We start from the raw sequence: 22,808 nt of genomic DNA on the forward strand, positions 1-22,808 counted from the left end.
TACGGCCGCCTGACGTGTGTGGCCCTCTGACATGTGTGGCCGGTGACGCGGGTGGCCGGTGAGGGCGTGATGATGTCGGCGGGGGCCGGATCGGTGGAGTGAGGAGTGGCAGCGGTGACGGAGATCTCTGGCGGGCCGTACAAACGGCCGTTCCGGTTCAACATCCAGTGTTCCTCACCCGAGCAGGTCGACGCCCGGTCGTGGGCGAATCTCGCCCGGCAGGTCGAGGATCTGGGGTACACGACGCTGACCGTCTCCGACCACCTCGACGAGCAGGTCGCCCCGATCGCGGCGCTGATGGCGGCGGCGGACGCCACAACCACGTTGCGCATCGGCGCGATGGTGTTCAGCAACGACTACCGGCATCCGGTCGTCCTCGCGAAGGAGGCGGCCACCCTCGACGCGCTGTCCGGGGGCCGGTTCGAACTCGGCCTCGGCGCCGGGTGGATGACCTCGGACTATGAGCGCGCCGGCCTGCCGCTGGACCCGCCGGGGGTGCGGATCAGCCGTCTCGCCGAGTCCCTCGCGGTCATCAAGGGCATGTTCGCCGACGGTCCGCTGACCTTCCACGGCGCGCACTACCAGGTCGCGGGGCTCAGCGGCACGCCGAAGCCGGTGCAGCGCCCCCACCCGCCGATCGTCATCGGCGGTGGCGGGCGGCGGCTGCTGTCCCTGGCCGCGCGGGAGGCCGACATCATCGGGCTGAACATGAACATGGCCGGCGGGGTCATCGACGCCTCCCTCGGCCCGAACGCGACGACGGCCGCCACCGAGGAGAAGATCGGCTGGATCCGCGAGGCCGCCGGCGCCCGGTGGGACGAGCTCACCCTGCAGGTGCGCATCCACCTGGCGATCGTCACCGACAACCGCGGTGAGATCGTCGATCAGCTCGCCGCCGGCTTCGGGCTGACCACCGAGCAGGCGTACGCCACCCCGCACGCGCTGTGCGGCTCGGTCGACCAGATCGTCGACGACCTCGTCGAACGCCGGGAGCGGTTCGGGATCAGCACCATCGGCGTCGCCCTCGACTCGCTCACCGCGCTGGCACCCGTCGTCGCGCGGCTCGCGGGAACCTGACCCGCCCGGCGGGCGGCGCCGCCGCGCTTCCGCCGCTGCCGGTCCACGCCGCCGCCCGCCGCCGTCCCCGGCTGCATCCGTCGTGAGTACCGAATCCGTCCGAACGCCCGTCGTCGTCGAGGAGCCAGCGTTGGTCGAGCACATGAAGTGGTGGGGTTGGGGCCGGGAGAGCGTCTCCTTCAGCCACAGCGACAAGCCCGACCTGGCGCCGTTCGTGCGCACGAACATCGGGCTGGACATCACCCGCCCGCCCGCGCAGCCGCCGGCCTTCGCGGACCTGACGATCCCCGACCCGACGCTGCCGGAGCCGCTGCGCGCGGCGCTCACCGCCGCCGTCGGCGCCGAACACGTCCACACCGACGCCCACATGCGGGTGGTGCACGCCTACGGCAAGAGCCTGCGGGACCTGGTCCGGATCCGCAACGCCGACCTCGGCCGGCTGCCCGACGCCGTCGTCTACCCGGACGGCGAGGAGGCGGTGCGGGCCGTGCTCGCCGCGGCGCTCGACGCCGACGCGGTGGTCATCCCGTTCGGCGGCGGCAGCAACATCTCCGGCAGCCTGGAGGCGCCGCGCGGGGAGACTCGACCGGTGATCTCCGTGGACCTGGGGCGCCTCGACCGCGTCCTGGAGATCGACGCCGACGCCCGGCTCGCCCGCATTCAGGCCGGCGCGCTCGGCCCGCACCTGGAGGAGCAGCTCAACGCCCAGGGCTGGACGCTGGGCCACTTCCCGGACAGCTTCTCCCACTCCACTCTGGGTGGCTGGATCGCCACCCGTTCGTCGGGCATGCAGTCCGACAAGTACGGTGACATCGCCGAGATCACCCGGGCGGTCCGCGTCGTCACCCCCGCCGGCGTCCTCGCGACCCGGCCCGTGCCCAGCCAGTCGACCGGGCCGAGCGTGCGGGAGATGATCCTCGGCAGCGAGGGCCGGCTCGGCATCATCACCGAGGCGACGGTGCAGGTCCACCGGGTGCCCGAGGAACGCGTCATCCTCGGCTACTTCTTCCCCACCTGGGACGACGCCCTGGTGGCCATGCGGGAGATCGCCGAGAGCGAGGCCAGCCCGACCGTCACCCGGGTGTCCGACGCGAACGAGACCCGGTTCTCCTTCGCGACCCGCAGGAAGGGCTCGCTCGCCTCGGGCCTGGTCTCCGCCGGGCTGAAGCAGTACCTGCGCCGGGTCCGCAACTACGACCTGGAGCAGATGTGCCTGTCGTTCATCGGCTTCGAGGGGACGCCGGCGCACGTCAAGGCCCAGCGCAAGCTCGTGGGCGAGATCGTCGGTCGCCACGGCGGCCTCTGCGTGGGCACCGGTCCCGGGCAGCTCTACGACCAGAAGAAGTTCGACACCCCCTACATCCGCGACTTCCTGCTCGGTCAGGGCGCGGTCGCGGACGTGTCGGAGACGTCGGCCTCCTGGTCCCAGCTCGGCCCGCTGTACCGCGGCGTGGTCGCCCGGGCCAACAAGGCGTTCGCGGAGATCGGCGTCGACGGCTGGATCATGTGCCACCTGTCGCACTCGTACCATTCCGGCGCCTGCCTGTACTTCACGTTCGCCTACTCCTCGCCGGTGACCCTCGAGGCGATCGAGGGCTATGACACGGTGAAGTCCGCGATCCAGCAGGGTTTCCTCGACCTCGCGGGCACCCTGTCCCACCACCACGCGGTCGGCGTCGAGCACGCCCCGTGGCTCGGCGACGACATCTCCCCGGCCGGCGTGCGCCTGCTCACGGCGCTGTTCGACGGCATCGACCCCGGCCACAACCTCAACCCCGGCAAGATCATCCCGGGTGCGGGTGCGGGTGCGGGTGCGGGTGCGGGTGCGGGTGCGGGTGCGGGTGCGGGTGGCGGGCCGGTGGGGGAGTAGTCCCCGGAAGGGCAGTGGGCATGCGCACGATCCTGGTGGTCGGGATCGGAGCCGGGGATCCCGACCAGCTCACGATCCAGGCGGTCAAGGCACTCGGTCGCGCGGAGGTGTTCTTCGTGCTGGACAAGGGCCCGGCCAAGGACGACCTCGTCCGGCTGCGCCGGGAGATCCTCGACCGGCACCTCGGCGCCGGCGACCACCGGGTCGTCGAGGCCCGCGACCCCCGCCGCGACCGCAACCCCGCGGACGCGGCCGCCTACGCCGCCGCCGTCGAGGACTGGCACGACCGCCGCGCCGAGCTCTACGAGCGGATGATCCTCGACGAGCTGTCCGAGGACGGCTGCGGCGCGTTCCTGGTCTGGGGCGACCCGTCGCTGTACGACAGCACGCTGCGCATCGTCGAGCGGGTCGCCGCGCGCGGGCGGGTGGCGTTCGACTACGAGGTGATCCCCGGGATCACCAGCGTGCAGGCGCTGGCCGCGAGCCACCGGGTGGTGCTCAACCGGATCGGCGGCCCCGTCGAGATCACCACCGGTCGGCGCCTCGCCGAGGGATTCCCGGCCGGGGTCGACGACGTCGTCGTCATGCTCGATGCCGACACCACCTTCCGCAGCCTCGACGACCCCGACCTCGACATCTACTGGGGTGCCTACCTCGGCACGCCGGACGAGATGCTCATGCACGGCCGGGTCGCCGACGTCGGCAGCTCCATCGCCCGCACCCGCGCCGACGCCCGCCGCCGCAAGGGCTGGATCATGGACATCTACCTGCTGCGCCGCCGCCCGCCCGGGCCCGGAGCCGGACCCGGACCCGGCCCCGCCGACCATCGCCCGTCCGCCGCACCGGCCGACGCCGACATTCTCGAATAGTGCGGTGCCCCGCCGGGCGAGGAGCGCGCACCACCGCCTGAGCGGCGATCTACTCGCTGCGTACCGGCGTGGGGCCGACGACGGTGTCGACCAGCCCGGTGGCGACGTCGTAGACGAGTCCTGACACCAGGAAGCCCCTGGCGCGGATCTCCCGCTCGATGATGCCGACGTCGACGCGAACCGAGGCGACCGGGTCGCCGACCGCCTTGGCGTCGAGGTCGCGGGCGGGGATCTCGAAGTAGTCGGCGAGCAGCGCCGGGAAGGCGGCCAGGTCCGTCATGCCGCAGTCGGTGTGGTGCAGGATGACCAGATTCCAGTCGCCGGCGGGACGGCCGTCGCGGTCGGCCTGGCCGACCTCGCCGAGCAACGCCATCGTGCGCAGCGTCGCGGGCGTGATCCGCCCGCCGACGTTGCGGATCACGGCGGCCTCGCCCTGTTCGAGGCCCAGCACGCGAGTCGGATCGACGCGGGGGTCGACACAGCAGACGACCATCAGGTTGCCGCTGGGACTGATGCTCGGGTCGGCGCTGAATCCGGCGGCGGCGAACTTCGCGTTACGTCTGGTCAGATCGTCCGCGCTGGTCACGACGCCTCCTCAACCGGCGATGAAGTCGAGCAGCTCCTGGTTGAAGTCCTGCTCGAACCGACCGGTCAGGCCGTGCGGAGCGCCGGGGTGGACCTTCAACGTGGCGTGGGGAATCAGCTTCACCGAGCGGTACGACGAGGCCTCGATCGGCACGATCTGGTCATCGTCGCCGTGCGAGAGGAGGACCGGGACGTCGATCTTCTTCAGATCCTCGGTCAGGTCCGTCTCGGAGAACGCGGCGATGCAGTCGAAGGCACCCTTGACCCCGACCGTCATGCACATCTGCCAGAAGGCGTCGCGGGTTCCCCGGGACACGTTCGCGCCGTCGCGGGTTCCCCGGGACACGTTCGCGCCGTCGCGGTTGTTGCCGTAGAAGGGTTCGCTGAGGTCCCGGTAGAACTGGGCCCGGTCCGCGGACAGCCCCGCGCGCAGTCCGTCGAAGACCGCCATCGGCGCGCCCCCCGGATCACTGTCGGTGCCGAGCAGATGCGGCGCCACCGCGCCCCGCAGCACGGCCCTGGCCACCCGGGAGGAGCCGTGCCGACCCAGATAGCGGGCCACCTCGCCGCCTCCGGTGGAGTGACCGACCAGGACGGCGTCGGTCAGATCGAGGGCCTCGATCACCTGGGCGAGGTCGTCGGCATAGGTGTCCATGTCGTTGCCATCCCAGGTCTGGCTGGACCGGCCGCCGCCACGGCGATCATGGGCGATCCCGCGGTACCCGTGGTCGGCGACGAGCTTGACCTGACTGTCCCAGACGTCGGCGGTCAGCGGCCAGCCGTGGCTGAACACGACCGGCTGGCCGGCGCCCCAGTCCTTGTAGAAGATCTCGGCGCCGTTCCGCGTGGTGATCGTGGGCACGATGATCGTCCTCCCGTCGGCAGGTCTGCGGCGGCGTCCGCCAGGGCGCGGCCGGGCGCGGTCTCGCCGGGGCTGACAGTAAACGTTCCGTAACCACCTGGGTCGGTAGGGCGACACGGTGCGCCGCCGCCACGGCCGGATAGCACCGCGGCCGTCCGTTCACCCGAACGGCCGGCCGGCGCCGGGTCGGCGGGCGGGCGCCGGGTCAGCGGGCGGGCGCGGCGGCGGACTGGCCGGCGGCGGACTGGGCAGCGGCAGCGGACTGGGCAGCGGCGAGGCCGAGCTCGACGTCGACGGGGGCGAAGAACCGGTCGACCTCGGCCGGGTCGACCTCGTCGAGGCTCGCCGGTGACCATCGGGGGTCGCGGTCCTTGTCGACGACCGCCGCCCGGATGCCCTCGACGAGGTCCGCCGTCGCGAGGCTCGCCCCGGCCAGCCGGTACTCCTGGTCGAGCGCCGCCTCCAGGCTCGTCATGGACCGCGCGGCCCGCAGCGCGCGCAGCGTGACGACCAGCGACGTCGGGCACTTGCCGCCGATCTCCGCCGCATCGGCGGTCGCCGCCGGCACGGGGCTCGCCGTGAGCGCCGCGAGGATCTCGGTGACCTTGTCGCCGCGGTAGAGCTCGTCGATCCACGCGCGGTCGGTGGTGAGATGCCCGGGGGGCGGGGTGTGGGCGGTGAAGTCGAAGGCGGCGAGCGCGTCGGCCGGGTCGGGCGCGCGGCGGAGTGCGTCGAGCAGGTCGGGGAGGCGGGCGGCGGGCAGGTAGTGGTCGGCCAGGCCGGCGGTGATCGCGTCGGCGGCGCCGATGCGGGCGGCGGTGAGGGCCAGATGCGTGCCGAGCTCGCCGGGGGCGTGCGACAGCAGCCACGTGCCGCCGACGTCGGGGATGAAGCCGATGCCGACCTCGGGCATGCTCAGTACCGACCGCTCGGTGACGATGCGGACCCCGCCGTGCGCGGAGACGCCGATGCCGCCGCCCATGACGATCCCGTCCATGATCGCGATGTACGGCTTGGGGAACCGGCGGATGCGGGCGTTGAGCCGGTACTCGCCCGCCCAGAACGCCAGCGCCCGCTCGGGTGCCCCGGCGAGCACCGCCTCGCGGATCGCCCGGATGTCCCCGCCGGCGCACAGCCCGCGCTCGCCCGCGCCGTCGAGGACGACGACGGCGACCGTCGGGTCGTCCGCCCAGTCCCGCAGCGCCGCGTCGAGCAGGCCGACCATGGTCGGCGTCAGCGCGTTGATCGCGCGCGGCCGGTTCAGGGTGAGCCGTCCGAGCCGCCCGCCCGGGCCCTCCCGCCGCACCAGCACCTCCGGCTCCGATGCCGTGCCGGACGACGGACCGGTGGGGTGCCCGGCGTGCGCCGATCCGGGTGCCGATCCGGTGAGGGGCTGGGCATCAGCCGCGTGCGGGGACATGGGTGCGCCACCCTTCGAGTCGAGGAACAGCGGAACCGAGAGGATTCCGCCCATCCTGCCGGCCGAGGGCTGCCCACGGTAGGGATCGCCCGTGCGGGTGCCGAGGCAGTCTGTTCACGCAGACGAACATACGTTCGACATTGGGGGTGTGTCGACCTACCGTTGATCCATGGGCTTCGAGGACGATACGGAAGACGGGCCGGCGCCGCCGGCCCGGTTGGCGGTGATCGGCGGGCAGCTCGACGGGTTGCTGTCGGATGCGACCTGGCGGCTGTCGGACGCCGAGTTGGAGGCGTTGATGGAGGGGGTCTGCCGCCTGGTCGGGCGGGTGGCGGCCGCGCGAGGTCGCCTGCTGGTCGAGGCGCAGGTTCGGGGGTTCGCCCTGCGGCAGGGGGCGGTGGACACCGCCGGCTGGTTACGGGACCGGCTGTCCCTCGCGCCCAGAGAGGCGCGCCGGCAGGTCGCCCTCGCCCGTGATGTCCACGAGGTGTGCCAGGCCACCGGCGCGGCTCTGGCCAGCGGCGAGCTCACGGTCGAGCAGCTCACAGTTCGGTTGAGGCACCACCGTTCGATCATGATGCCCACCGGGGTGGAGGACCGAGCAGCCGCCGCAGGTCTGCTTTCTGCCGGTCGGTCAGCCGCGGGGCGCGTGCGAGGAGCCGCGCCACATGATCCTCAACGCGCGAACGGGCCGGGGGCCGCCCGCCCGCCCACCCGTCCGCCGGTGCCGGTCGCTGCGGGACGTGCGTGACGTCCGGGGCTGGTGTCGAGCAGGGACCTTCGGTGCTCATGTCCTGGCCGGCGTCGCGCCGGTCCGGGTCGTTCTCGCCCGGCACGTCGTCGAACAGGGACGGCTGTACTCCCGGCCCGTTCACCGCTGCACCCCGCGGACGCTTCCCGCCCCGACCACCCGTGGTGGTGGACTGTCCGGGCCGCCGCGCCCGGCGTATTGCCAGGCCCGGACGGTGACCGTCGCCGGATCGCCGTCCGGACGGCCGAAGGCGTCGACGAGAGACCGCCCGGACTGTGCGGCGATCATCGTGCGAGCCCAGACGCGCCGTCCGTCGCGCAGGACCGTGAACGTGGTGGAGTAGCGGCGGGCTTTCGTGAGCCAGTGACCTCCGAAGCCCCACTGATGCGACCAGCGCAGCAGCCCCACCGTCCGCGCGGGTAGCCGTCCGGCCGCCTCATCGAGCGCTGCGGCATACCGTTCGTCCGCGCCGAGCTGCCAGCAGGTCTCGACCAGCCGCCGCCCGTGGGCGTTCAGCGGGAGGCGCTCCAGGTGGGCGAGGCTACGCACCGGCCGGTCGAGCATCCCCCCGGCCTGCACACTCTTCGTCAGATACTTCGCCAGGTAGTTCGCAATCCGCCCGGCATCGGTCGAACGGTCCAGGACGATCGGGGAGATGTCGACCTGCGCACCCCAGCGCACCGCCCGCGTTCCGGCCGGATCATCCGGGTCCGGGGCGGGCACCGTCACGTCCGCGAGGACGCCGCGCAGGCAGTCGCCGATCAGGTCCGTGGTCGCCCACGCGGGGGGCGCCGCGATCTGCTCGGGATCCTCAATCCATCCGTCGAGTCGGATCACGGCGTGCAGGTGGACCAGGCCGCGGGCCTGCATTTCCGCCGCCTTCACGAACGTGATCCGCAGCTGACGGCGCAGCCCCGCCACCGTCAGCCCCGCCGACCGGGCCACCGCGGACTCGACGCCGTCCCGGGTCGCCTTCCACAACCGGGGAACGAGACTGTTCCACACCACCGCACCCGGATAGTCGAAGCAGTCCGCGCACAACGGCGACCCGAGCAGCGGATCCCCGTCACCGTGGCGGGCATGACACCCCGCCGCCCGGCCATGCGGACACGTGCCCCGCCGGGGGCGGCACGCCCGCGCCTGCCCGTCCTTGCCGGGCGAGCGGCGGGAATGCACCGGGCCGAAGCTGGGCGCGGTCAGCGTGACGAACAACGCCGGATGACCCGCCACCGTGTCCGGCACCCCGCCGCCACCGGCCAGCCCGGACAGCACAATCCGCCGGGCATCACGCTTGTAAACCTGCGAGCACGCCGGACACACCGACTCCCGCCGATTGTTACACCGCACATGCACCACACCGCCGGGTTGACCAGCGGACGAGAACACCCGCCGAACCTCACCGGAACCCCGATCAACATGATCGGTATGACCGGTCAGGCGAATCGGAGAAGAACAACCACCAGCAACGACGGGAACACCACGAGAGTCGGGAACACCCTGGGGCATAGGGAGATACCGCTTCCAGGCGGACCCGGTCCAGCCCGGCTAACGCCAGGCGGCACACAGGTCAACGGGCAAGGGCGGTCGTTGACGCCCCGAGCCCGGCCAGCTATTGGCAGCCCGTCTTATTGGCGTGACCCGTTCTAAGTAATGGCGATAGCAGTAGCTCAGCCACCCATATCAACGCATCACGACACGCTTGGGTTCCCGCAATGCAGGAAAGCCCCGGGCAGGATGACGGAAGACGACATCCCACCGGGGCGGACGTGACCAGCCGCCACACAAGACGCGGGGCATGGTGAGAGCGAGGCCGTTAGCGCCGTGACGATGTTCGGGAGAAGGAGAAGACTGGCAGCCAGGCCCACGGCCGCCGGTGCGAATGCCCCCTGCCCCCGGCTAGCACCCGCTCTGCGTGAACACGAGCGTGGTGACGAGCCAGGTGCCGTCCTGCCGGGTGAGGTCGGCGGTAATGCACTGGCGGGGCGTCGAGTTGGGCACCTGCTGGCCGGTGCTGCGGACGACCAGTGGCCACAGTGTCCAGTCCTGCACGTCGGTGACTCGTGCCTGCTGCTTCGATCTGCTGGTGACTCGTTCGTGGAGCGCGAAGCCCGGTTTGATCGAGCGGACCCAGCCGTTGGCCACGTAGGCGCGGACCACTTCCTGGGCCCAGGCGAGGGCCTGACCGGTGGCGCGCCGGGTCATGTCCGGATAGGTCGGATCGCCGAGTGTTTGTGCGTTAAGAAACCCCAGCCAGAACTGCTCGTAGGCGTCGTCGATCGGATCCCCGGTGTTCCCGAAGGTCGAGGAAGGACTTGGTGACGGTGAAGCGGCCGGTGGGGGGGTGGTTGCCGCCGTCGAGCTGCTGGCGGTCGGGGTCGGCTCTGGGGTGCTTTCGCTCGCGGAGCAGCCGGTGGCCAGAAGGGTCGCGGCGGCGAGCAGGGCACCCAGAGCCGTCCAGGTGTGGCTGTTCGCGCGCACCGCTTCCTCCCGACATGGTGACCTTGCCCAGGGTCAGCCCTCACCGAAGTGATCGATATCGGTCAATCTAGGCGTATGTACCCGACGCAGAGGGTAGGGGCATGCGTCGTTCCGTGCCAGCCTTATCACTGAGACGCCAGCGCCGACAGGTCGGGCGACGACTCCGCACCCTCCAAGATCGCGCGTTCGACGAACGCGGTGCTGGCCCAGCCCTCCACCGTGCGCAGCCGAATCGGGTGCTGGTCACGAGGATGGAGGACCCCGCTGGAGGGGCAGGGTCCTCCCGATAGTGGCGACGGTCGAGGGGGAGAGGGGTTCCGCCGCCACCAGGTTCGGTCAGCCGGAGCGACCGGCCGCCTGCCACGCCGCATACCGGCCAGCCGGCATGACCTCCCACACCTGCCGGCGCACCCACGGCGCCGCATCCGGAACACCGACCCCCTGCCCCGGATCGGCGAGAACCTCAACGTCGTGGACGACCAGCCGACGGCCATGGGTAGATATCTCAGGTCCGACCGGTTCCTTTCCTGCGAGGACCAGTCCGAACGGCCGGGCGAACACCCCCAGCCGCAATCCGACCGTGAACGCCAACCGGGTAGCGTCCGCGGCGGTGTCCTGGGAGTGGATCGCGACAATCCCCACGTCCGCCATGGCCACCAGGCCCATGGCGACCTCGATCAGCCGGTCGGCCGACACCGGGATGAATTCCGCTTCCACTGGCGCCCAACCCCGGCCCACGTCGTACGACAGCGGCGCCGCGACCAGCAGCCCGTTGCGGTCGGGAACCTCCATGTCGACCAGCGAGTGATACCCGTCGTCCTGCGTCGGCAGAAGGTCGCTCATGGGCCGGTCACCTCCACCGGGAGCGGCAACAGCACCAGCGGCACAATGCGCCAGTCCCCGTAACGGTGTTCCTGCGCGTAGCCTTCCGCCGCCCCAGGCGTCGGGAACGGGCCCACCATCCCCGTCACCACCCGGGCCGAGCCCTGCAACACGGCAACCGACCACAGCACCGGCGCACCGGCCGCCTCACCCATCGCCGGCCGCCGCCTGCCGCGGTTCCGCAGAACCCTCGCGGTGCGGCGCAGAGGCCAGCGCCGTGCGACGCAGCCGCGCGAACTCCCCGCTACGCAGACCGGCGACGAACGCCGCCCACTCCGACAGCTCGAACAGCAACGCCGCCCCCGCCATCGGACCCCGGCCGTGCCGCACCGCCACCCCAGGCCCGGCAAGCCTCGACACCGGCGACCAGCCCGGCACCGCGGCCACCTCCACCGCCCCCGGCCCGGCCCGCGACGACCGCAACCACAGCAGCCGGTCCCGGCCCCAGACCCCCAACTCACACTCGACCCGCGCGAAATGCTCGTCCTCCCAGGCACCCACGCCAGAACCTCCCCTCTCCCGCCGGACGGTGAACGACGGCCCCGGCCGGGGATACGCGGTCAACCCGACCGGAACCGTCACCACAAGTCCAACCCGCAGACCGACAGCACGACAGCGCACCCGCTAGCAGCATCTTTAACCGTGTGTCATGCATGGCCAGCTCTACGTCATGCACGCTGCGGGGAGATGGCACCGGAGCACTCGACCGCCCGGCTCCAACCCGGGTTAGTCATCCATGAGCCATCCGTACGCCATCGCCCAGATCTAGTCATCGATTGAGCCATTTAGCCATGATCCGAATTCGGATTTCGGGTATCCGCGTGGACACGGGGCGGAACCGTTCGTGATCCGTTAGCGTCCTCACCACACGGCGCAACACGGTCACACGGGCAGGGGGCGACGGTGGTAGAGACCGAGCACCCGCAGTGGAACCCGGCCCTGCTCCGGGAACACCGCCACGCCGTCGGCCTGACCATGGAACAGACCGCCGAGAAGATCCGTAACCTGTCCTTCCCCGACGGCACCACACCGCCCGCCGCGACGTTCCAGATGATCGGCCGGCACGAACGCGGCCAGGTCTACCCCGGGATCGGCTACCAGCGCGCCTACGCCGCTCTGTACCGCACCACCCGATCCGCCCTCGGATTCGCCCCGCCCCAGCTCAGCGGCCCGCACCATCCCGCCATCCGCCAGAGTGACCCGTCGCTCACCGGGGACGGGGTGGAAACCCCCGGCCGGCTGGGTCACCATAGGAGAACCGGCGCCGTGCCAGCCAACATCGGCTTGGAACGGCTCTGGCAGCCCGGCACGCTGCCCGCGGTGTTCGAGGAGGTGACCGCCACCCTGACCGCCTCCCCACTCCCACGCCGCCAGTTCCTCACCGTCTCCGGCGTCGCACTGGCCGCCGCCGCCCATGAATGGCTGGTCGCCGACCCCGCGCGGATCTCCGCCGCCCTGGCAGGCCGCCAAGCCGACGCGAGCGTCATCGCCGACCTGAACAGCGGCGTCGATCTCCTCCGCCGCCTCGACGACAAACTCGGTGGCCAGGCCGTCTACGGCATGACCGTCGAACAGCTACGGCTCGCCGTCGGACTCCTCCGCAACGCCAGCTACAGCCAGGCGGACGGAAAAGCGTTGCACGCCATCGCCGCCGAACTGTCCCGCATGGCCGGCTGGACCGCCCAGGACACCGGCGCCCACGGCACCGCCCAACGGTTCTACCTGCTCGGCCTCCGCGCCGCCCACGAAGCCGACAACCCCGGCATCGGCGCGAACATCCTGCGCTGCATGGCCGAACAGGCATGCGGACGGGGCGACCCCCGCACCGGCGTCGAACTCCTCCGCTCAGCCCGAGCCGGCGCACGCGGACGGCTCACCGCCACCGAAAACGCCATCCTCGCCGGACAACTCGCCGTCGCCCACGGTCGCGCCCAGGATCGGCAGGCAGCCCGGAGCGCCGCCGACGAAGCCCGCGACCACATCGCGCAGGCCCGGCCCGACGAGGACCCACCCCACGTCTACTGGGTATCCGCCCACCACATCACCTACCAAACCGGCGTCTCTATGATCTTCAGTGGTGACCCCGCCGCCGCAATCCCGCACGTCCGCTCCGCCATCGACCATGTCGACCCGGATATGCCCCGTGACCTACTGGAATTTCAGGCAAGCCTTGCCGTGGCCCACGCCAGAGCCGGAGACCCCGACGCCGCGGTCCGTCTCGCGCACGACGCGATCGACGCGACGTCCCTGACGTCCTCCGCCCTCTTCGGCGACAGCTTCGCCGAAGTCTGCCGAGAGGTACACGCCGCCGGCCATCCCGGTGCGAAGGACCTAGCCGAACACCTCCGAGCAGCCACCGGAGCCACAAGCGTCTGACCGGCACAAACAGGAACAGAAGATCCATCGCAGACTTTATATGCGGGTTTCAAGGGCGGCCCTTCGGGCCGCCGCGCCGCACACGCCGCGCTCGACGCACCCGCCGTGCCGGCAGGGTCGCCGCACCACGACGGGGCCCCGCCTCCCTCCGGTCGGCACCCCGCCGGGGCGTCGCCCCCGCAGGCCCGTCGGAGCGTCGGCCCGTCGGAGCGTCGCCATCAGACTTGGCTACGCTACGTCACAACATCGGGGTAACATTCTGTGACCACCGTCGCGATGTGGGGACGCCGCCTACCTAGTAGGAACCGGGTAGGGGTTCATGATCCGTCAGGATCAAGCCTGTAGTACGAGGTACGCCGTCAACATCGGTCTCCCAACCGGTCACTGTCGATGACTGCCGATGCTGTGGTTGAGTCATATACTGACGTTGTCTGTAGCCGCAGACAGCGAAGGAGCCTCCCAGGCACGCGGGTCAAGGCACACCTGAGAGGCCCCGGGGCACCTAGCGCGACCGGTGGGCAAACCAGACACGCGCTACGAGCCCTAGCATGGCTGCCGAGACCTCCGCGATGTTTGCGGAGGTATCTCGGCCCATGGTCCGGAGGGCGATCCCCGAGAAGGTCAGCCAGGACTGTACGTCCAGGACTAGCCTTTCAAGATCGTCTTCCGGTGGAGGTGGGTCGTCCACCTTTCCCCCTGCGTCCGTCGGATATTGATCCTTTTGGGATCTCACCGGCCGTCGGCCGGGCCCGTACCTACGGCCGGCTGGTGACGAACGCGATGGATGAGGCACCTTGCCACGCTCCGTGCGCCATTCTAGCCATTGCGCAGCGTCCTAGATCTGCCACCGCACAACAAACAGTCACAGGCGCGGGACGGCTCGCGGTCGCCGTTTGAACCACGGGGCGCTGCCCCGGACCCCGGCCCTCTCTCTGGAGGAGGGGAGGGGCCGCCGGTTGCGTGGGCAGCGGGGTGGGTGACGTCCGCTGATCGCCTCCGCCGCCCGGTCCCCGGAGGGCTACCCCGGAACCTCCCGCCCGCGCAAGGGACGCACAGCGCCCAGCACGGGATGGGTGTCGTTGGCGCCCTTGCCCGGTCGGGAGAACCCGGGGTAGGGCTGCGCCGCCCGACCGACGGAGGAGATCAGCTCAGCCCGAGGACTGTGCAGGGCAGCAGTTCACCGGACCTCCCATGCCCCCGACCGCCCGCAGGCCCGAGGGTCGGCATGGTCGAGCCGCCGGCATCGGCGAGCACCCCGGCAGCCCCGCGGACGGGTCACCGGGCCCGGACATGACAACGGCCGGTAACCCCAGCAGGGTTACCGGCCGTCCGAAGCGCCGTTGGCGTCTACCTGTTCTGCTGCTTCCCACCGGGCCAGCCGTTGACGTGCGAGGCGTACCACTGGCTTGCCATCGTCGCCGACACGGTCACCGAGTCCCACCACCGCGCCGCCACGTCATACGGCATGTCCGACGCCACACTCACCCGCACCCCCGCCGGAAGGATCAACGTCGGCCGCGACACCGAGAACCGCGGACCCGCCGCCGGAAGATGCACATCCGCCGCCTCTCCCGGATGCGCGTGAAGATCCACACCGACCGTTGACCGGCCACCCCACCGATCCGCACCTCTGGCATCATGCTCACGGGTTCCTCTCCTGTTCACTCAGGATTGGGATCAAGGCCCGGGGCTGGTGCTGGTAACACCGTCCCGGGCCGCCTATTTCTTGCCTCTCCCCGCATGGTCGTTCCTCGCGGGAATGTCGTGGGCGACGCCGCTACGCCGCAGCCGCAGCCGGGAAACGTTCCGGGTGCGGAATCACGTCGATGGACTCTTCCCCCGCATGCCCACCCTTACTGGTAGGTAGAACCGTGACCTTGCACAGGTAGTCGACGATGCTGCGCCGCCGGTCCAACGGCAGACCCGGGAAATTCTCCGCCGTCACCCCGTGCAACGCCGAGGGCAGAGCCGTCAGTTTCTCATCCCGTTCCAGGTCTTCGAGATTCCCGCGCAACCGGGCCAGGTTCCGCTTCAACCCGTCCACGGAAACATCCTTCAGATCATCGGTGGGATCACCGACAAGGGCGTCTTCGACCTGACTGATACGCAGCCGGACCTCATCGGCGCGGGCCCGCAGGTCATGCGTGGGAACCGCGATGTCCGGCACGTCGAATGTCACTCCATCCCGGGCCAGCCAGCCGACCACGAACCGGGTCACCACATCGTCGACGAGATCACCGCGGCGCCGCAGGTGATTCGCCGACGCGCACCGGTACATCCGCGCCCCGGCACGGTTCCCACCCGCACGCATCACCTTCCCGCACCGGCCGCACAGCGCAATCCCGGACACCAACCGGTTCGGCTTGTTTCCCGATGCTGTACGGCGCGCCGGGTCCGTCAGCACCGCCCGGCACAGCTCCCACCGGGGCATGCTCACGATCGCCGGCCACGCCGCCGGGCCCAGGACCCGGCCCTGATGCACCCGCAGCCCGGCGATCCGTCCGCCGATCAGCACCTTCCGTAGCACCGTGACCGACCAGGGGACCCCGGTCGACGTCGCCACCTGGGCATCGTTCAACTCGCCCACCAGCGCCCGCAGCGTACGGCCCGCGATCACTCCGCCCATCGCCCAGCGGATCACTTCCGCCTCATCCGGGCGGACCGTCATCCCGTCAGGCTCATAACCGAACGGACGCCGCATGCCCCCATGCGGCAAACCCGCCTCAGCGTTCTGCAACATCTTCCGCCGGATCCGGTCCGACCGATGTTCCGACTCGTAACGCGCCAACCCCCCGAGAATCCGAGCATGCAACCGGCCCTCACCGGTCGACAGGTCAACCCGACCGCCCTTGACCGTCTCGATACGCAACCCGGTCTGATTCGCCAAATCGACGATCTCTTCGAGTTCCTTCGGGTTACGGGTCAACCGGTCCACATGCCAGATGAGGAGAACGTTCCACCGGCCCGACGCGATCCCGGACAGCACCTCCTCATACCCCGGACGCCGCTTCCGCGAATACGCCGACACATCGTTGTCCGTCACGACCTCCGGACGCGGCATCCCCAGACGATCCGCCACATCGTTCAAGTCCGCAGTCTGACGGGCAACCCCCAGACCCGCGCCCTCCCGATCCAACGAGATACGCACATACCCCACCGGACGCAACAGCCCGATATTTGAACCAGCAGAGACGAAAGGATCAGTAATCGTCATAGGACTATTCTAAAACGAGCTGTGCCTTAATTGAACTATGAGACACGCGGTGGTCATCTGCCAGGCGATACGGTCCCTGCCTGCCGGGGTGACCCGCATCTGCGGCGGACCACGAGACGTTGATCGACGCGTTGCGGGGCCCGCTCGGGCTTGCCGACGGCTGACGCACGTCGCAGGGGTCAGACGACGGCGCGTTTTTCGGGGAAGTGGCAGGCGACCTGGTGGCCGGGGGCGCGTGCGAGCAGGGGCGGGGCCTCGGTGCGGCAGATCTCCTGGGCCTTCCAGCAGCGGGGGTGGAAGCGGCAGGCCACCGGCGGGTTCAGCGGGCTGGGCACCTCGTCGCGCAGGCGGATGCGTTCGCGGCGGCGGACGCTGGCGGGGTCGGGGATCGGCACCGCGGACAGCAGCGCGTGCGTGTAGGGGTGCAGCGCGCCGGAGAACAGGTCGGTGCGGTCGGCAAGCTCGATGATCTGCCCGAGGTACATGACGGCGACGCGGTCGCTGATGTGGCGCACCATCGACAGGTCGTGCGCGATGAACAGGTAGGTCAGGCCGAACTCGGCGCGCAGACCGTCGAGCAGGTTGATGATCTGCGCGCGGATCGACACGTCGAGGGCGGACACCGGCTCGTCGGCGATGATGAGCTTGGGGCGGGTGGCCAGCGCACGGGCGATGCCGATGCGCTGGCGTTGCCCGCCGGAGAACTCGTTGGGGTAGCGGTTGTAGTGCTCCGGGTTGAGGCCGACGAGTTCGAGCAGTTCCCGGACCCGGGCGCGGACGCCGCCGCGGGGCACCTGCTTCTGGATGCGCAGGGGCGCGGCGACGATCGCGCCGATGGTGTGCCGGGGGTTCAGCGACGAGTACGGATCCTGGAAGATCATCTGGATGTCGCGGCGCAGTGGGCGCAGCGCGCGGGTGGACAGGTGGCTGATGTCCCGGCCGTCGAAGACGACCGAGCCGGACGTCGGTTCGAGCAGCCGGGACAGGAGCCGTCCGGTCGTCGACTTGCCGCTGCCGGACTCGCCGACCAGGCCGAGCGTCGTGCCGCGGTCGATGGCGAAGCCGACCCCGTCGACGGCGCGGACCGCACCGGCGCCGCGGCGCACCAGCCTGCCGCGGCGCACCGGGAACAGCTTGGTCAGGTCGGTGACGCGCACCAGCTCGTCCCCGCCGGCCGACCCGGCGTCCGCGGCGGCCGGCGGGGCGGGAAGGTCCTTGGTCAGGTTGTCGGTCATAGCGTGGGAAGCACCTCCTCGCGCAGCAGGCGCCGGCGCTGCGCGACCGGCAGGTGGCAGGCGACCCGGTGGCCGGGGGAGGTCTCGGCCAGGGGCGGGCGCGTCGTGCTCGTCGCGGGACCGGCGAGCTCGCGGTAGGTGCAGCGGGGATGGAACGGGCAGCCCGCCGGCACGTTGATCAGGCTTGGCGGGTTGCCGGGGATGGTGCGCAGCGTGGTCTCGAGCTGGTGGTCGAGCCGCGTGATCGACTGCAGCAGCCCCCAGGTGTAGGGGTGCTCGGCGTGGGCGAAGACCTCCTCGACGCCGCCGTGCTCCATCACCTGCCCCGCGTACATCACCAGGACGTCGTGGCTGATCTCGGCCACGACGCCGAGTTCGTGGGTGATGATAATGATCGCCGAGTTGAACTCCTTCTGGAGCTGGCGCATGAGGTCGAGGATCTGCGCCTGGACGGTGACGTCCAGCGCGGTCGTCGGCTCGTCGGCGATGAGCAGGTCCGGACTGCACGAGACCGCCATCGCGATCATGGCGCGCTGCCGCATCCCGCCGGAGAACTGGTGCGGGTAGTCGTCGAGGCGCCGCGCGGGTTCGGGGATGCCGACGAGGTCGAGCAGCTCGGCGGCGCGCCGGCGGGCCGCGGCCTTGCTCACCCGGTTGTGCACCCGGTACGCCTCGACGATCTGCTCGCCGACGGTGAACTGGGGATGCATCGACGACAGCGGATCCTGGAAGATCATCGCCATCCGTCGGCCGCGTAGCCCGCGGACCCGCTCGGCCGGCGCGGTGACGAGGTCCTCGCCGTCGAGCAGGATCTGCCCGTCGATGGCGACCCGCCGGCCGCGCCGGTGCAGGCCCATGATCGCGAGGCTGGTGACACTCTTGCCGGAGCCGGACTCGCCGACGATGCCGAGCGTGCGGCCGCGTTCGACGGAGAAGCTCAGCTTGTCCACGGCGTGCACGACGCCGTCGTCGGTGCGGAAGCTGACCGTGAGGTCGCGCACCTGGAGGAACGGTGTGCCGCTGGGGGTCGGGTCGGTCATGACGGTCGCACTCTCGGGTCGATGATCGCGTAGGTGACGTCGACCAGGACGTTGGCCAGGATGATGAAGAAGGCCGCGAACAGCGTCACCCCCATCGTCACCGGCAGGTCCTGGGTGTTCACCGCGTCGATGGAGATGGCGCCGAGACCGCGGAAGCCGAACGTGTGCTCGGTGAGGATCGCGCCGCCGAACAGCACTCCGAGGTCGAGGCCGAAGATGGTGACGATCGGCGTCAGCGCGGGGCGCAGCGCGTGCTTCCCGATCACCGTGCGCTCGCGCAGGCCCTTCGCCCGCGCCGTGCGGACGTAGTCCTCACCGAGGGTCTCGATCATGCTGGCCCGGGTCAGCCGCTGGTAGTTGGCGGTGTAGAGCAGCGACAGCACGAGCCAGGCCGGGATCAGGTTCCACGCCCACAGCGCCGGATTGTGGGTGAAGTCCACGTAGTGGACGTTGTCGATGATGTGCCACTTGTAGCTGACGAGCAGCAACAGCAGCAGGCCGGTGAAATACACCGGCAGCGACACACCGGCCAGCGACACCGCGGCCGCGATCCGGTCGAACAGGCCGCCGCGACGCACCGCCGAGAACACCCCGGTGCTCACGCCGACGACGAGGAACAGCACGGCCGCGCCGAAGGACAGCGAGGCCGTCACCGGCAGCGCGTCGACGATCTGAGACCACACCGGCTGGTCGTTGCGGAACGAATAGCCCAGGCACGGCGCCGGGCACCAGCTTCGATCCGCGCCGGAGTCGAAGTGACGGCCGACGAAGACGCCCCGCAGGAAAGCCCAGTACTGGTCGACGTACGAGCGGTCCAGGCCGAGTTTCCTCGTCACCCCGGCGATGGTGGCGGGGTCCGGGCTGCGCCCGGCGAACAGCACCGCCGGATTGTTGCCCAGCGCCTTCGGGACGACGAAGAACAGCACGAAGGCGAGCACGCTGACCAGCCACAGGATGACGATGCCGCCGATCAGCCGGCCCAGGATGAACCTGGCCACGTCACCTCCCTCGAACAGTGGGTGGAGACCGGGCCCGCGTCGGCGACAACCCGCGGTGGAGCACCGCCGACGCGGACCCGGTCAGTCACTTGACGACGCCGAACTGGGCGAAGTCCGCCATGCCGTACGCGGAGGTGAAGTAGATGTTCGTGGTGCGGTCGCTGAACAGGTTCAGCGCCTTGTCGTAGACCAGCGGAACGTAGGCGGCGGACTTCACGATCGCCCTGTCGGTGTCGGTCCAGGCCTGCTGGGCCTTGGCCTCGTCGGTGGTGGCGGTGCCCGCGTCGAGGCCGGCGTTGACCGTCGGGTCGTTGAGCTCGGCGTAGTTGCTGTTGCCGGCGGCGAGGATCTTGCGGCCGTCGACGATGGAGCTCAGCATCGCGTACGGCGTCGGCCAGTCCGGGCCCCAGGCGGCCATCGCCAGGCCGATGCCGTTCTTGTGGACGTTGGCCGGGATGCCGATCGTCGAGGAGAAGTACTGCGACGGGGCGCTCTTGTTGATCGTCACCTTGATGCCGATCTTCGCCAGCGACGCCTGGACCGCCTCGGCCTGCGCGACCTCCTTGCCGTTGCTGCGGCTGGCCAGTGTGGTGGAGAAGCCGTTCGGCTGGCCGCAGGCGGTGAGCTCCTGCTTGGCCCTGGCGACGTCGCCCTTGCTGCCGGGGGTCGGGAACAGGTCGAAGGATGTGTAGTACTTCAGCGGCGGGGTGAGCATCGTCGTGGCGACCGCGCCGCCGCCGACCGGGCCGCCGCGGGCGAGCTGCTGGGCGGTCTTGTCGAGGGCGTAGGCGACGGCGTTGCGGCAGTGGATGTTGTCGAACGGCTTGACCTTCGTCATCACCGACAGGTAGCGGATGAAGCCGGTGACGTCGTTGGTGGTCCGGTCCTTGCGTAGCGACGGATCACCCAGAATCTTGTTCTGGGCGCTGATCTGCACGCCGGTCTGGCCGACGTAGAAGTCGGCGCTGTTGGCCAGCAGGCGGTTGTCGATGTCGTCGAGGTCGAGGCCCATCGTGACCTCGATACGGTCCGGCAGCGCCTTGTTCACCGTGTCCGTCCTCGGGTCCCAGTGCGGGTTGCGGACGAAGGTGATGATCTTGTTCGGGGTGTACTTCTCGATCTGGTAGGGGCCCGAGGAGACCGGCTTGAACGTGTAGTTCGCGCCGGTGTCCTTCGCCCTCGGCACCGGGGTGACGCCCGGCAGCGCCATGACGAAGTTCCAGTCCGCGAACGGCTTGTTCAGGTGGAAGGTGATCGTCTTGTCGTCCGGGGTCTCGACCGACTTCAGGCCCAGCTTGTTCGGGTCGGTGTCCTTGTAGGGGCCCGGGTAGGGGGCCTTGGGGTCGTCGAGGTAGTCGATGAGGTAGGTCGGGCCGCCGTTGATGACGTCGGTGGCGAAGACCCGCTCGACGGCGTACTTGATGTCCTTCGACGTGATCGGCGTGCCGTCGGAGAACTTCAGCCCGTCCTTGAGCGTGTACGTCCAGGTCTTCAGGTCCGACGAGCTCGGCACGGCGGTGGCCAGGTCACCGGTGAGCTTGGGCGTGCCCGGCTGTGGGACGTAGGTGACGAGCTGGCGGGAGATCCACCGCTGCTGGTCCCAGCAGTTCGCGTAGTACGTGCGGGCGGGGTCCCAGTAGTCGCAGTCGGAGTCGTTGAGGGCGCGCAGCGTCCCGCCGGACTTGTCGGAGGTGTGCAGGACCGCGTCGCTGGCCCCCTCCGACGCACCGCTTCCCGACGACGAGGTCGCGCCGCCGCCGGCCGCACCGCCGCTGGAGCCGCCGCCCCCGCTGCTGCCGCCGCAGGCCGCCAGCACCAGCCCGGCGGCGGCGGCGAGCGCCCCCATCCGGATGAGATGTGCACGCCGTTTCATGTATCTCCCTCACACGTGTGCCGGGCCCGCCGTGTCGCGGGCGGGTCGGCCCGGATGTCCCGCGAGATGACCGGCGCGGGAAGCCGGCGAGCAGCGCCGCGGCGGCGCCGTGGGTGGGACGCGATCACCGGCCGCCGCGCGGGTCGAAGGCGTCGCGTAGCCCGTCGCCGAGCAGGTTGAACGTGAGCACGGTGGCGAAGATCGCCAGGCCCGGGGCCAGCATGAAGATCGGCTCGATGCTGTACCAGCCGTGCGAGGCGACGGCCAGGGAGTCACCCCAGGAGGCCGTCGGTGGTCGCACCCCGACCCCGAGATAGGACAGCGCCGCCTCGTTGAGAATGTTCGTGGGAATGAGCAGCGTCGCGTAGACGAGCACCGGCGCCGCGACGTTCGGGAGCAGCTCCCGGAACATCACCGTGAACGTCCCCGCACCGAGCGAGCGGGACGCCTCGATGAACTCCCTTTCCCGTAGTGACAGCACCTGCCCGCGGACGATGCGCCCGATGTACGGCCAGGCGAATATCCCGATGACGAAGACCAGCACCGCGATACGCAGCCCCGAGCCCGACAAGCCGAACGCCTTGTTCGGAATCACCGCCACGATCGCGATCGCGAACAGCACCGACGGCACCGACAGCAGCAGGTCCATCAGCCGGGCGATGATCGTGTCCCACAGCCCGCCGAGATAGCCGGCGAGCATCCCGAGAACGGTGCCGATGATGACCGCCGTCGCGGTCGCCAGCAGCGCCACCAGCAGCGACACCCGCGCGCCGTAGACGGTCCGGCTGAAGATGTCCCGGCCGTTGACCGGCTCCACCCCGAGCAGATAATGCCAGCTCATCCCGCCGAACCGCCCCCGCGGCGCGGCGGTGTTCGGATCAAGAAGGTCGTAGTGCGGCTCGTTCGGCGGATGCCCCAGCAGCGCGACGATGACCGGCGCGAATATGGCGATCAGCGCGAGGAGGATCAGGAAGATTCCGCTGGTCACCGCCGGTTTGTCGCGCCTCAGTCTGATCCATCCGGATCGCCACAGCGAGCGACCCTCCGTCGGAACGACGGCCGGGGCGGCAACGGAATCGACCATCATCTCGCCCGGCGGAGCCGTCATCGTCCCACCACCACCCATCCTGGCCGCGAATTCGTCTGCCCGATGCGGTCGCGGGAACGCTAACCAGCCGCGGTGGTGATGAATAGCCGTGGACGGTAGTTGACCCGGAAACTTTTCGCATTCGCTACATGGCGCGCGCCGCCGACATCATCGGATTCTCTCCGGACATG

General features: G+C 70.2%; 20 protein-coding genes. 5 read left to right on the forward strand and 15 right to left on the reverse strand.

Annotated elements, in window-relative coordinates; all coding sequences use genetic code 11:
- Nucleotides 1–114: 114 nt before the first annotated feature.
- The 3 genes from FRAAL_RS12200 to cobF all read left to right on the forward strand — a co-directional run bounded on the left by FRAAL_RS12200 (nucleotide 115) and on the right by cobF (nucleotide 3,816).
- Entirely contained in the window at nucleotides 115–1,077 is a 963-nt protein-coding gene (locus tag FRAAL_RS12200; protein ID WP_041939225.1) for an LLM class F420-dependent oxidoreductase, read from the forward strand.
- A gap of 82 nt (nucleotides 1,078–1,159) precedes the next feature.
- Nucleotides 1,160–2,947: an FAD-binding oxidoreductase gene (locus FRAAL_RS12205; protein WP_011603953.1), complete on the forward strand. Its 1,788-nt coding sequence runs from the start codon at nucleotides 1,160–1,162 to the stop codon at nucleotides 2,945–2,947.
- 20 nt (nucleotides 2,948–2,967) lie between these two features.
- Complete coding sequence (cobF, locus tag FRAAL_RS12210; protein WP_041940454.1) at nucleotides 2,968–3,816, forward strand: precorrin-6A synthase (deacetylating); 849 nt, start codon at nucleotides 2,968–2,970, stop codon at nucleotides 3,814–3,816.
- 49 nt (nucleotides 3,817–3,865) lie between these two features.
- On the opposite strand, the gene FRAAL_RS12215 is transcribed toward cobF, so the two are convergent.
- From FRAAL_RS12215 to FRAAL_RS12225, 3 genes are all read right to left on the reverse strand, one after another.
- Nucleotides 3,866–4,402, reverse strand: coding sequence for a carbonic anhydrase (locus FRAAL_RS12215; protein WP_011603955.1), 537 nt, complete (start codon nucleotides 4,400–4,402; stop codon nucleotides 3,866–3,868).
- Between the two features lie 9 nt (nucleotides 4,403–4,411).
- On the reverse strand, nucleotides 4,412–5,263 hold the full coding sequence (locus FRAAL_RS12220; RefSeq protein WP_011603956.1) for an alpha/beta fold hydrolase: 852 nt from the start codon (nucleotides 5,261–5,263) through the stop codon (nucleotides 4,412–4,414).
- Between the two features lie 205 nt (nucleotides 5,264–5,468).
- A complete protein-coding gene (locus FRAAL_RS12225) occupies nucleotides 5,469–6,683 on the reverse strand; it encodes an enoyl-CoA hydratase/isomerase family protein (RefSeq protein ID WP_083866996.1) in 1,215 nt (404 codons plus the stop codon).
- A 169-nt stretch (nucleotides 6,684–6,852) separates the two neighbouring features.
- Between FRAAL_RS12225 and FRAAL_RS34840 the strand changes: the two genes are divergently transcribed.
- Complete coding sequence (locus tag FRAAL_RS34840) at nucleotides 6,853–7,434, forward strand: DUF222 domain-containing protein (RefSeq protein ID WP_011603958.1); 582 nt, start codon at nucleotides 6,853–6,855, stop codon at nucleotides 7,432–7,434.
- A gap of 120 nt (nucleotides 7,435–7,554) precedes the next feature.
- Here FRAAL_RS34840 and FRAAL_RS12235 read toward each other — a convergent pair whose 3' ends face one another.
- The 5 genes from FRAAL_RS12235 to FRAAL_RS12255 form a co-directional block, all read right to left on the reverse strand.
- The gene (locus FRAAL_RS12235) at nucleotides 7,555–8,940 is read right to left on the reverse strand and encodes a replication initiator (RefSeq protein WP_306281143.1); all 1,386 of its coding nucleotides are present in this window, start codon (nucleotides 8,938–8,940) and stop codon (nucleotides 7,555–7,557) included.
- A 390-nt stretch (nucleotides 8,941–9,330) separates the two neighbouring features.
- Nucleotides 9,331–9,912, reverse strand: coding sequence for a hypothetical protein (locus FRAAL_RS12240; RefSeq protein WP_011603960.1), 582 nt, complete (start codon nucleotides 9,910–9,912; stop codon nucleotides 9,331–9,333).
- A gap of 336 nt (nucleotides 9,913–10,248) precedes the next feature.
- Nucleotides 10,249–10,755 carry a hypothetical protein gene (locus FRAAL_RS12245; RefSeq protein WP_011603961.1) on the reverse strand — a complete coding sequence of 169 codons (507 nt, stop codon included), beginning with the start codon at nucleotides 10,753–10,755 and terminating at the stop codon, nucleotides 10,249–10,251.
- The gene (locus FRAAL_RS12250; protein WP_041939227.1) at nucleotides 10,752–10,949 is read right to left on the reverse strand and encodes a hypothetical protein; all 198 of its coding nucleotides are present in this window, start codon (nucleotides 10,947–10,949) and stop codon (nucleotides 10,752–10,754) included. Before FRAAL_RS12250 ends, FRAAL_RS12245 begins: the two co-directional genes overlap by 4 nt.
- Complete coding sequence (locus tag FRAAL_RS12255; RefSeq protein WP_157734230.1) at nucleotides 10,942–11,295, reverse strand: DUF397 domain-containing protein; 354 nt, start codon at nucleotides 11,293–11,295, stop codon at nucleotides 10,942–10,944. The genes FRAAL_RS12250 and FRAAL_RS12255 overlap by 8 nt, the downstream gene beginning before the upstream one ends.
- Nucleotides 11,296–11,697: 402 nt before the next feature.
- Between FRAAL_RS12255 and FRAAL_RS12260 the strand changes: the two genes are divergently transcribed.
- Nucleotides 11,698–13,170, forward strand: a complete 1,473-nt coding sequence (locus FRAAL_RS12260; RefSeq protein WP_011603964.1) for an NsdA family TPR-like regulatory protein — start codon at nucleotides 11,698–11,700, stop codon at nucleotides 13,168–13,170.
- 1,347 nt (nucleotides 13,171–14,517) lie between these two features.
- Here the strand turns inward: FRAAL_RS12260 and FRAAL_RS34845 are convergent.
- From FRAAL_RS34845 to FRAAL_RS12295, 7 genes are all read right to left on the reverse strand, one after another.
- Complete coding sequence (locus FRAAL_RS34845) at nucleotides 14,518–14,655, reverse strand: hypothetical protein (protein WP_231861617.1); 138 nt, start codon at nucleotides 14,653–14,655, stop codon at nucleotides 14,518–14,520.
- Nucleotides 14,656–14,947: 292 nt separating this feature from the next.
- The gene (locus FRAAL_RS30430) at nucleotides 14,948–16,384 is read right to left on the reverse strand and encodes a recombinase family protein (protein WP_011603967.1); all 1,437 of its coding nucleotides are present in this window, start codon (nucleotides 16,382–16,384) and stop codon (nucleotides 14,948–14,950) included.
- 179 nt (nucleotides 16,385–16,563) lie between these two features.
- On the reverse strand, nucleotides 16,564–17,619 hold the full coding sequence (locus FRAAL_RS12275; RefSeq protein WP_011603969.1) for an ABC transporter ATP-binding protein: 1,056 nt from the start codon (nucleotides 17,617–17,619) through the stop codon (nucleotides 16,564–16,566).
- Nucleotides 17,616–18,659, reverse strand: coding sequence for an ABC transporter ATP-binding protein (locus FRAAL_RS12280; protein ID WP_011603970.1), 1,044 nt, complete (start codon nucleotides 18,657–18,659; stop codon nucleotides 17,616–17,618). The genes FRAAL_RS12275 and FRAAL_RS12280 overlap by 4 nt, the downstream gene beginning before the upstream one ends.
- Nucleotides 18,656–19,657: an ABC transporter permease gene (locus tag FRAAL_RS12285; protein ID WP_011603971.1), complete on the reverse strand. Its 1,002-nt coding sequence runs from the start codon at nucleotides 19,655–19,657 to the stop codon at nucleotides 18,656–18,658. Before FRAAL_RS12285 ends, FRAAL_RS12280 begins: the two co-directional genes overlap by 4 nt.
- Before the next feature lie 85 nt (nucleotides 19,658–19,742).
- Nucleotides 19,743–21,530, reverse strand: coding sequence for an ABC transporter substrate-binding protein (locus FRAAL_RS12290; protein WP_011603972.1), 1,788 nt, complete (start codon nucleotides 21,528–21,530; stop codon nucleotides 19,743–19,745).
- 124 nt (nucleotides 21,531–21,654) lie between these two features.
- On the reverse strand, nucleotides 21,655–22,638 hold the full coding sequence (locus FRAAL_RS12295; RefSeq protein WP_041939229.1) for an ABC transporter permease: 984 nt from the start codon (nucleotides 22,636–22,638) through the stop codon (nucleotides 21,655–21,657).
- Between the last annotated feature and the right edge of the window lie 170 nt (nucleotides 22,639–22,808).

Origin of the sequence: Frankia alni ACN14a (assembly GCF_000058485.1) — a bacterium.
GTDB classification, from domain to species: Bacteria; Actinomycetota; Actinomycetes; order Frankiales; family Frankiaceae; genus Frankia; species Frankia alni.

Bases quoted from the DNA above. Each gene is read 5' to 3' on its own strand.
- FRAAL_RS12225 (WP_083866996.1), bottom strand. From the start codon at position 6,683: ATGTCCCCGCACGCGGCTGATGCCCAGCCCCTCACCGGATCGGCACCC.
- FRAAL_RS12295 (WP_041939229.1), bottom strand. From the start codon at position 22,638: ATGACGGCTCCGCCGGGCGAGATGATGGTCGATTCCGTTGCCGCCCCG.
- FRAAL_RS12245 (WP_011603961.1), bottom strand. From the start codon at position 10,755: ATGAGCGACCTTCTGCCGACGCAGGACGACGGGTATCACTCGCTGGTC.
- FRAAL_RS34840 (WP_011603958.1), top strand. From the start codon at position 6,853: ATGGGCTTCGAGGACGATACGGAAGACGGGCCGGCGCCGCCGGCCCGG.
- FRAAL_RS12235 (WP_306281143.1), bottom strand. From the start codon at position 8,940: ATGCCCCAGGGTGTTCCCGACTCTCGTGGTGTTCCCGTCGTTGCTGGT.
- FRAAL_RS12290 (WP_011603972.1), bottom strand. From the start codon at position 21,530: ATGAAACGGCGTGCACATCTCATCCGGATGGGGGCGCTCGCCGCCGCC.
- FRAAL_RS12250 (WP_041939227.1), bottom strand. From the start codon at position 10,949: ATGGGTGAGGCGGCCGGTGCGCCGGTGCTGTGGTCGGTTGCCGTGTTG.
- FRAAL_RS30430 (WP_011603967.1), bottom strand. From the start codon at position 16,384: ATGACGATTACTGATCCTTTCGTCTCTGCTGGTTCAAATATCGGGCTG.
- FRAAL_RS12280 (WP_011603970.1), bottom strand. From the start codon at position 18,659: ATGACCGACCCGACCCCCAGCGGCACACCGTTCCTCCAGGTGCGCGAC.
- cobF (WP_041940454.1), top strand. From the start codon at position 2,968: ATGCGCACGATCCTGGTGGTCGGGATCGGAGCCGGGGATCCCGACCAG.
- FRAAL_RS12275 (WP_011603969.1), bottom strand. From the start codon at position 17,619: ATGACCGACAACCTGACCAAGGACCTTCCCGCCCCGCCGGCCGCCGCG.